The sequence below is a fragment of the Microcystis sp. M53603_WE2 genome (assembly GCF_030065435.1).
The window spans coordinates 1-4703 of the sequence record NZ_JASJFF010000309.1 but is presented as its reverse complement, the minus strand read 5'-3'; the positions used below and the strand labels follow the sequence as shown (position 1 = coordinate 4703).

Here is a 4703-nt window from a genome sequence, read left to right as displayed (position 1 = left end):
TAGTGAAGATAGGCAAGAGGCAAGAGGCAAGAGGCAAGAGCGGGGTTAGATATGTGTAATTAATTTTGCCTAGGTACTTAAAAACTTTTGTCTGCCAAGGCACCGATCGATAGGATAATTGATAATCGGAACATCTGCTCTGAGAATATGTCTCTCGATCGCCGTCAATTTCTTTATCTTTTAGGTGCTACCCTTGGCACAGCCACTCTTGCTGGTTTTAACCGTCCCGCTTTTGCCGCTACCGGTCCCTATAGTCTCATTGCCCTACCCTATAGCTATGATGCCCTAGAACCTTATATTGATAAGGAAACGATGCAATTTCATCACGATAAACACCATGCTGCCTACGTTAATAATCTCAACACGGCAGTGGCAAAATATCCAGAATTGCAGAAAAAAACAGTAGTAGAATTAATTAAAAATCTTGACTCTTTACCCGCCGATATTCGCACCACTATCCGCAATAATGGCGGCGGCGATCTTAATCATACGATGTTTTGGCAGATTATGTCCCCCGATGGCGGTGGCGAACCAACAGGAGAAATAGGAGCGGCAATAATCGCTAAATTTGGCAGTTTCGAGGAATTTAAAAACGCTTTCAACCAAGCAGGTACTAAACTTTTTGGTAGTGGTTGGACATGGTTGGTTTTAAATAAGTCAGGAGAACTGGAAATTATCAGCACTGCTAACCAAGATAGCCCCCTAATGATGGGATTACAGCCAATTATGGGCAATGATGTCTGGGAACACGCCTATTACTTAAAATATCGTAATCAACGGGCTGAGTATTTAAAACAGTGGTGGAATGTGGTTAACTGGGAGGAGGTAAATCGCCGCTATGTTCAGGCAAAAGCTTAACGATGACAACTTTTACGGTTACAGTTCCCGCTACCACTGCTAATATTGGGCCCGGCTTCGATTGTCTCGGAGCGGCCTTAACCTTATATAATCAGTTTACTTTTACCCTGCTGCCAGCAACAACAGCTAACCCTGTCAGAATTATTGTCAAGGGAACTGAATCAGCTAAAGTTAGCCAAGGTGCTGATAATTTAATCTACACCTCTTTTTTGCAAGTTTATCAAAAAATAGGACAGAATCCGCCCCCTATCGTCATCGAGATCGGTTTAGGGGTTCCTCTGGCTAGAGGTTTAGGTAGTTCTGCCACTGCTATTATCGGCGGGTTAGTGGCTGCTAATCAATGCGCGGGGAATCCTTTATCTATGGGAGAAATCGAAGCATTAGCGATCGCCTTGGAGGGCCATCCAGATAATGTGGTGCCGGCTTTGCGGGGCAACTGTCAGCTATCGGCAGGATATAGCACAGATTGGGCTATTTGTCAAGTATTTTGGCAAAAAAATCTCATTCCCGTCCTAGCGATTCCCGATTTTGAACTGGCTACGGAAAAAGCTCGGGCGGTTTTACCGGAAAAAATTAGCCGTCAGGAGGCAATTTTCAATATTTCCCGCTTGGGTTTATTATTGCGGGGATTGGAGACGGGTAACGGCGATTGGCTGAGAATTGCCCTAGAGGATAAACTGCATCAACCCTATCGCCAATCTTTGATCCCGGGTTACGAAAAGGTGAAAAAAGCCGCCATTAACGCGGGTGCTTACGGGATGGTAATTAGTGGCGCGGGTCCCACCCTATTGGCTTTAACTAACCCCGACAATGCCCAAAAAACAGCAACAGAGATGAAAAATGCTTGGCAGCAAGTGGGGATTAACTCTGAGGTGAAAATTTTAGCTTTAGATACCCTAGGGGCCCAAGTAAACTGTTAAGAGTCCCTGGCAGATGGGTGTAGGGTGTGGGGTGTAGGGTGTGGGGTGTAGGGTGTAGGGTGTGGGGTGTGGGGTGTAGGGTGTGGGAAGAATCAATAAAAATAATCTCCTGACTCCTGACTCCTGACTCCTGACTCCTGACTCCTGACTCCTGACTCCTGACTCCTGACTCCTATCTCCTGACTCCTGACTCCTGACTCCTGACTCCTAACCCCACCAACAAACTTTTTCAGCAAACCCTAATTATTAAGAAAATGACGCAAATTACCGTTATTGGTGCAGGGATTGGCGGACTAACGGCGGCGGCATTATTGGCGCGTCGAGGTTATCAAGTCACAGTATATGATCAGGCGCTTGTACCTGGAGGTTGTGCCTCGACTTTTTCCCGTCGGGGTTTTACTTTTGATGTGGGGGCAACTCAAGTGGCAGGATTAGAAGTAGGGGGCATTCATCAGCGCATTTTTGCCGAATTAGGGATAGATTTACCCGATTCTGTCCCCTGTGATCCCGCTTGTGCTGTTTTTCTGCCGGGGGAAACCACTGCGATTAACGTCTGGCGCGATCCGCAAAAGTGGCAAGAGGAAAGACAAAAACAATTTCCGGGCAGCGAACCTTTTTGGCAATTATTACAAAAACTCTTTCAAGCAAGTTGGCGTTTTCAAAGTCGCGATCCAGTTTTACCCCCGCGCAACTGGTGGGATTTAGGGCAATTAATCGCCGCTTTGCGTGTAGATACTGCCATTACCTTCCCCTTTACTTTGATGACTGTGGGCGATGCTCTGCGATTATACGGCTTAGAGAGGGATAAACGCCTAAAAACCTTCCTTGATCTCCAGTTAAAGCTTTATTCCCAAGTTACTGCTGATGAAACCGCTTTACTTTATGCCGCCACCGCTTTAGCAGTTTCTCAGTCTCCCCAAGGTTTATCCCACCTTCAGGGTAGTATGCAGGTATTAAGCGATCGCCTAGTAGCAGCTTTGGAAAAATACGGCGGTAAATTGCAAATGCGTCACACAGTGGAAAAAATACTGACAGAAAAGGGAAAAGCCACCGGAATTATCGTCATAAATCAAAAAAATGGCCAAATATATCCAGAAATGGCCGATGAGATTGTGGCTAATATCCCGATCCAAAATTTACCACAATTAATCGATCGCGAAGCCATTCCCAGTCTTTATCACCGGAGAATTGAAAAACTTCCCCCCGCATCTGGCGCTTTTGTGGTTTACTTAGGAGTCGATCGCGCTGCTATTCCCCCCGATTGTCCCCCCCATTTGCAATTCCTCTACGATTACGATGGCATAATCGGCGAAAATAACTCTTTGTTTGTTTCCGTGAGTAAAGAAGGGGATGGCCGCGCCCCAGCGGGAAAAGCGACGATTATTGCTTCTTCCTTCACCGATACCAGTCTTTGGTGGCGAAAAGGAGAAGATAATTATCAGCAATTAAAAGCAGCATACACCCAAGAGGCGATCGATCGTCTCGGTAATTATTTCCATCTTAGTCCTGATCACATCGTTCACATCGAATCAGCTACACCTCGTACTTTTGAGCGGTTTACGGGGCGAAATCAGGGCATTGTCGGCGGTATTGGTCAAAGATTGTCCACTTTTGGCCCTTTTGGAGTAGCGACGCGCACTCCGATCCCCCATCTTTGGTTAGTGGGAGATTCCACCCATCCGGGGGAAGGCACTGCCGGAGTCAGCTATTCGGCACTCACGGTAGTTAGACAGATTGAGAATCAATTATTAGCTTCTAGTTAGGGTCTGCTGAATAAATCTAAAAACCTTGCTGGATAAGACTTTTAGCCTTTTTTGAAATCCAAAAGTACCAGATATGGCAGTGATCGGGGTAAAATTCAGGTACTTTTTCCCTGAAAATTAGGTAATTGACCCCCTCAAAATCGGTAAAACCCCACACCCCACACCCTACACCCTACACCCTGCCCCTAGGAAAAACTTTTTCAGCAGACCCTAGTTAAGTGGGTGGGTGGAATTAAATCCGACATTCCGCACATCTTCATATACCTTTATATATTTTTACATTCCCCAAGATGTTTTGACGAAAAAGCTTCATTGTAGAAACTACTATTGAGAACATTTTCAATAATTGATTTTTTCTGAGAAAACAAATTACAATTCTTCACCTTGATGAAAATCGATCCTTGTAGCTACAATCTTTACTGGCAAAGGGTTGTAAGCAATGTATTAGTAAAAATTATCAATTGAATGTTAAGAAGTGCGGAAGGTGGGTTGTAATTATTCCTTACAAAGATGAGAGGATTTTTCGTACCTGCTCTGATACTCTGGTTTTTATTCACCTTTAATGAGAGGAAATAACCTAGTGAAGCTCAATGCCCTTAATTCTTTAGCTTTCGCCACAGGGACAGTAACTCTACTGTTAAGTAGCGTGTCTTCTGTTAGTGCTTATACCATTTATACAAATCGGACTGCCTGGGAAGCGGCACTCGCCACTAACCCCTCGTACAAGATTACCATTGATACCTTTAGCAATACTATTTCTTCGGCACAGTCAATTACCCTAGATTCAGGGATTGTTTCCACTAATTCCGCTCCTCCCACACTGCCTAATTCGTTTAATAACAACAGTGTCAGCATCGTCAATCCTGGTGTTTACGATAATGCTTCCGGTACACTTGCGGGTGCTTCTGATACCATAACCTGGCAGTTTCCTGCTACCGTGTTGGCTTTTGGTGCTGACTTTTCCCGCATTGATGAGTTAACTCTTACTGGCAATTTCGATGGCACAGGAGACCAAACTATTTCTATCAATCCTACAATTGGTGGAGAGAATGGGTTTCTCGGTATTATCGGGACAGCAGAATTTAGTTCTGTTATCTTTGCCAATAATACAACAGATGTCGATAGTTTTAGTATTGACAATGCTTCCTTTGCCACCAAAGTT

5 protein-coding genes are annotated in these 4703 nt (G+C 44.8%); 4 read left to right on the top strand and 1 reads right to left on the bottom strand.

The window, feature by feature from the left end:
• The first annotated feature begins 147 nt into the window (after positions 1 to 147).
• Both PX481_RS06700 and thrB read left to right on the top strand, forming a co-directional pair.
• A complete protein-coding gene (locus PX481_RS06700) occupies positions 148 to 858 on the top strand; it encodes a superoxide dismutase (protein WP_288094071.1) in 711 nt (236 codons plus the stop codon).
• Positions 859 to 860: 2 nt separating this feature from the next.
• Positions 861 to 1778: a homoserine kinase gene (gene thrB, locus PX481_RS06695; protein WP_002759894.1), complete on the top strand. Its 918-nt coding sequence runs from the start codon at positions 861 to 863 to the stop codon at positions 1776 to 1778.
• 92 nt (positions 1779 to 1870) lie between these two features.
• On the opposite strand, the gene PX481_RS06690 is transcribed toward thrB, so the two are convergent.
• Positions 1871 to 2014 carry a hypothetical protein gene (locus PX481_RS06690; RefSeq protein ID WP_288094069.1) on the bottom strand — a complete coding sequence of 48 codons (144 nt, stop codon included), beginning with the start codon at positions 2012 to 2014 and terminating at the stop codon, positions 1871 to 1873.
• An 18-nt stretch (positions 2015 to 2032) separates the two neighbouring features.
• On the opposite strand from PX481_RS06690, the gene crtD reads away from it, so the two are divergent.
• Positions 2033 to 3541: a C-3',4' desaturase CrtD gene (crtD, locus tag PX481_RS06685; protein WP_288094067.1), complete on the top strand. Its 1509-nt coding sequence runs from the start codon at positions 2033 to 2035 to the stop codon at positions 3539 to 3541.
• A 580-nt stretch (positions 3542 to 4121) separates the two neighbouring features.
• The coding region (locus PX481_RS06680) for a PEP-CTERM sorting domain-containing protein (protein ID WP_288094065.1) at positions 4122 to 4703 on the top strand (582 nt) is incomplete at its 3' end.

Coding starts and splice junctions, on each gene's coding strand:
- PX481_RS06700 (WP_288094071.1), top strand. CDS start 148: ATGTCTCTCGATCGCCGTCAATTTCTTTATCTTTTAGGTGCTACCCTT.
- thrB (WP_002759894.1), top strand. CDS start 861: ATGACAACTTTTACGGTTACAGTTCCCGCTACCACTGCTAATATTGGG.
- crtD (WP_288094067.1), top strand. CDS start 2,033: ATGACGCAAATTACCGTTATTGGTGCAGGGATTGGCGGACTAACGGCG.